Annotated in this window: 4 protein-coding genes; 3 read left to right on the plus strand and 1 reads right to left on the minus strand. The window is 75.1% G+C overall.

All coding sequences use genetic code 11. The features are described 5' to 3' along the window. The 3 genes from L0B03_RS14230 to L0B03_RS14240 form a co-directional block, all read left to right on the plus strand. A partial coding sequence (locus L0B03_RS14230) for an anti-sigma factor (protein ID WP_250446913.1) occupies positions 1–410 on the plus strand: 410 nt, incomplete at its 5' end. 118 nt (positions 411–528) lie between these two features. Beyond that, on the plus strand, positions 529–1,323 hold the full coding sequence (locus tag L0B03_RS14235) for a substrate-binding domain-containing protein (protein ID WP_250446915.1): 795 nt from the start codon (positions 529–531) through the stop codon (positions 1,321–1,323). 99 nt (positions 1,324–1,422) lie between these two features. Then, positions 1,423–3,960: a GGDEF and EAL domain-containing protein gene (locus L0B03_RS14240; protein ID WP_250446917.1), complete on the plus strand. Its 2,538-nt coding sequence runs from the start codon at positions 1,423–1,425 to the stop codon at positions 3,958–3,960. A gap of 34 nt (positions 3,961–3,994) precedes the next feature. On the opposite strand, the gene L0B03_RS14245 is transcribed toward L0B03_RS14240, so the two are convergent. Further along, positions 3,995–4,587 (minus strand): 1-acyl-sn-glycerol-3-phosphate acyltransferase (locus tag L0B03_RS14245; protein WP_308200070.1); only part of this gene is annotated, 593 nt, incomplete at its 5' end.

Here is a 4,587-nt window from a genome sequence, read left to right on the forward strand (position 1 = left end):
CCGTCGCGGTCCTCGCCGTGCCCGGTGTGGTGGCGTGGCAGCAGGCCGAGCGGGCCCAGCAGGCCGAGGCCCAGGCCGCCACCCTCACCGAGCTCCTCGGGGGCACGCAGACCGTGCTCGTCCGCAGCGAGGTCACCGGTGGTGGCGAGGCCGTCGCCCTGCTGGGCGACCGCAGCGCCGCCCTGGTGGCGAGCGACCTGCCCGACCTCGACGAGGACGCCGTCTACCAGCTGTGGGCCATGCGCGACGGCGTGCCCGTGGACGCAGGGCTGCTCGAGGTGCGCGAGGGGCAGGTCCAGGCGACCGCCGCCGAGTACCAGGCGGGGGACGGCCTGGCGGTCTCGGTCGAGCCCGCGGGCGGCTCGGCCCAGCCGACCACCGAGCCCGTGGTGGTCCTGCTGCCGGGCTGAGACGCTCGCACGGTCTCTGAGCGCCTCGTCCGGGTGAGGTCCGGAGGTGTTCCCTCACACCGTTCCGACGGGTGCCGATGGGCCCCCCGTGAGCGTTCGGACCGGAGGAGGGCGAGTCGTGCCTGCTCGACCCACGGTCCTGGCCCTCGCCGAGCACATCAGCGGCCCCTACGGCGGTGAGGTGCTCAGCGGCATCCTCCGGGAGGTGACCGCCGCCGGGGGACGGCTCGTCGTCGTGCAGACCGCGAGCTTCGGCGAGCGTGGGTCGGCGTCACCCGTTCCTCGGGCGATGCCCCTGGCTGCGCGTGCGGTGGACGCGGTCGTCGCGATCGCCCCGACCTCGGCGGCGCCGTACCTCGCGACGCTGCGCGACTCCTCGGTGCCGGTCGTCTTCACCAGCCAGCCGTGCCCCGACGGCGTGGCCCCGAGCGTGGGCCCCGACAACCGCGGTGGGGTGCGGGCCGGCCTCGAGCACCTCCTGCGCCACGGGCACCGGCGCATCGCCTTCGCGGCCGACCTGCACCACCACGACCTGCGCGAGCGCGGCGAGGCCTACCGCGAGCTGATGGCCGAGCACGGGCTCGCGGTCGTGGAGCTGCCGCTGGCGGACAACCCCTACGGACCATCCGACGCGCAGGACGCGGTCACGACCCTGCTCGGGCTCGCGGACCGGCCCACCGCCGTCATGACCGCGACCGACCGGGGCGCCCTGGCCCTGGTCGCGGGCCTGACCGGGGCCGGCCTGCGGGTCCCCGAGGACGTCGCCGTCCTGGGCTTCGACGACATCGAGGACGCCGCCTACTCCACACCCAGCCTGTCGAGCGTGCACGTGCGCTTCGACGCCGTGGGCGCCCTCGCCGGGCAGCTCGCGATCGCGATGGCCCGCGGTGAGACGGTGCCCCCGGGCCCGTAGCTCGCCGCCACCAGCGTCGTCGTGCCGCGGGGCTCGTGCGGGTGCCGCGCGGACCTCGTCGCCGAGGACCGCTCCCGCCCGGAGGACCGGGCCGCAGCCGTGCCCACCAGCCGCGAGGAGCTCGGGGCCCTGCTGCACAGCGTGCTCGACGACCGGGGCAACGGCGCGGTGACCCCCGAGGTCGTCGACCTGGTCCTCGAGCAGGTCGACGCCGTGGTCGGCCGACCGGGCGAGGTGGACCGCGAGGAGGTCCTGGGACTGACCCGTGCCCTGTCCCGCAGCGCTCCCCGCACCGACACCATGCACGAGGTCGTCGTCGCGCTGACCGACTACCTCCAGCGGGTCACGAGCACCGCGGCGGGGGCCGACTCCCCCGGAGGCACCGCCCTGGCGGCCGCGCTGTGGCAGGTGCAGGCCTGGGGCGCGGTGCACCTGGGGCGCCAGCGCGAGGCCTCCGTGCTCGAGGCCGGGGAGGGGGTGGCCCGGCTGCTGCGCAGCACCGCGACCGAGTCCCAGGAGCTGGGCTGGTTGGCGGGCACCCACGTCAGGGCCGCGGTGCTCGGGCTGTGGACGGGCACCGCCGAGGGTGAGCTCCGGGTCGTCGGCGTGCACGAGGAGCCCACCTCACCGACGCCGGGGGGCGAGGACAGCACCCCTGCCGCCCTGCTGGCTCTCCCCCACCTCGGGACCACGCTGGCGGTCGAGGACTTCCCACCCGCGGCTCTCGTGGACAGGGCGCGGCAGGCCGAGGGCGAGGTGTGCGTCGTCGTCCCCGTGCGAGGGACCCGCGGGGACTGGGGGCTGCTCGCCCTCCTGGGCCACCTGACGACGCGGTGGGAGCGCGAGCCGTACCAGCAGTGGGCCGGTGCGCTGTGCCTGGCCTTCGAGAGCGAGCGGCTCGCCCAGGACGTGCGGGCCAGCCGTGAGCGCTACGCGATGACCGCCGAGGCCGCCAACGACGGGTTCTGGGAGGTCGACGTCGCGACGCGGACCGTCGACCTGTCCCGCCGTGCCCGCGAGCTCATGGACCTGCCGGACGACCTCGACCTCGGGCCGGAGACCTGGGCAGACCGCGTGCACCCCGAGGACCGCAGGCACGTGCGAAGCACGCTGCGCGCGCTCTTCTGGCACGCCGACGCCCCGGCCTCCCTCGAGCTGCGCGTGCGGCTCGCCGACGGCACCACGCGCTGGCTGCTCGCCCGCGCCCTGGGCGTCGCGGGCGAGGACGGGATCGTCGTCCGCCTCGTCGGCACGCTGACCGACATCGACGGCCGCAAGGCCCTCGAGGCCGAGCTCCACCAGGCTGCCTCCTTCGACACGGTCACCGGGCTGCCGAACCGCCGCACCTTCCACCGCTACCTCGAGCGGGTCGTCCAGAGGTCTGCCTCGACCCCGGCCGCGGGGTTCGCGCTCGTCTTCCTCGACCTCGACGGCTTCAAGCTGATCAACGACTCCCTCGGGCACCTGCGGGGGGACGAGCTGCTGCGCGTCACCGCGGACCGGCTGCGTGAGGGGATACGCGCGCTGGACGTCGCGGCCCGCTTCGGCGGGGACGAGCTCGCGGTGCTGCTGACCCACCCCGTGCCCCACGACCTGCTCGCGACGGTCAACGACCTCCAGCAGCGGATCGCGGCCCCCGTGACCCTGGGCGACCACGAGGTCACGATCACCGCGAGCATCGGGATCGTGACCTCGGCCGGGCGGTACGTCTCGGCCGACGACGCCCTGCGCGACGCCGACCTCGCGATGCACCACGCGAAGGAGGCCGAGGCCGGGAGCGTGCGCGTCTTCGACCCGGCGATGCACGTCCGCGCCGCAGGTCGGCTGCGCACCAGGGCCGAGCTGCGCACGGCCCTGGCCCAGGAGCAGTTCGAGGTGCACTACCAGCCGGTGGTCCCCCTCGACGGCGGCCCCCTGTGCCACGTCGAGGCCCTGGTGCGGTGGCGCCACCCCGACCGCGGTCTGCTGAGCCCGGCGCAGTTCCTCCCCACCCTCGAGGACGACGCAGCGATGATCCTGACCCTGGGTCAGTGGCTGCTCGACGAGGTCTGCCGTCAGGTCGCGGCCTGGCGCGCGGCGGGCGCCCCGGGCGTGAGCGTCGCTCTCAACGTCTCGCACCGGGAGTTCTGGGCCCCGGGGCTCGCCCAGCGCGTCGCCGACGCCCTCGCGCGTCACCAGGTGCCCCCCGCCAACCTCGTCCTGGAGATCACCGAGGGCGTGTTCATGGCAGAACCAGCCACCGCCCGCCAGGTGATGCAGGACCTCAGGGCCCAGGGGGTCAGGCTGCACATCGACGACTTCGGCACCGGCCAGTCCTCGTTGACGGCTCTGCGCACCTTCCCCTTCGACGCGCTCAAGATCGACGGCTCGTTCGTGCGTGAGCTCGGGGTCTCGACGCAGACCACCGAGCTGCTGCGGGTGATCGTCGACATGGGGCGCGCCCTGGACCTCGCGGTCGTCGCCGAGCACGTCGAGCACCGGGCCCAGGCCGACCACCTGCGCGTGCTCGGCTGCACCTACGCGCAGGGATGGCTGTACTCGCGCGCCCTGCCGGCCGCGCAGGTCACGCCCCTGCTCGGCACTGCCCTGCAGGCCCAGGGCAGCGCACTCGTGGGGGCGCAGCCCCGGCCGGTCTGACCGCGGTCACCGAGGGGCTTGGCGACCTGGACCGCTAGACGGCGGGACCGTCCGGCTCCTCCTCGCGCAGCCGCGGCGTGCCGGCCCGCTCGGGGCGCACGCCGTGCTTGTCGGCGTAGAAGGCGCGGACCCGGTCCATGTCGGCGCGTACGTCCCCGGTGACCACGAAGGTGTCGCCGACCCCGGCGGTGCGCGTCGGACCGTCGACGAACCCGAGGGTCAGCGGCAGGCCGGTACCCAGGGCCAGGCGGTAGAACCCGGACTTCCAGTGGTCGGTCCGGCGCCGGGTGCCCTCGGCGGCGATCACCAGGACGAAGTCCTCGGTGCCGGCCGCCTCCTCGACGAGGCGCTGGACGAGGCCACCGGCCCCGCGCCGGTCGGTCGGCACCGCACCCAGCCCGCGCAGCACGGGCCCCAGAGGCCACCAGAACAGCTCTCGCTTGACCAGCATGCGGGGTTTGACCTGAGCGTTCCACAGCACCATCAGCGTCAGGACGAAGTCCCAGTTCGAGGTGTGCGGGGCGCCGATGAACAGGCCCGAGCGGGGCGCGTGGCCGACGGCCCGCCAGCCGCTCAGGCGGAACAGCAGGCGGGCGAGGGCCCGGCGGACGGGCATGCCCGCCCGCC

This window comes from Actinotalea sp. C106 (assembly GCF_023630195.1).
Lineage (GTDB): Bacteria > Actinomycetota > Actinomycetes > Actinomycetales > Cellulomonadaceae > Actinotalea.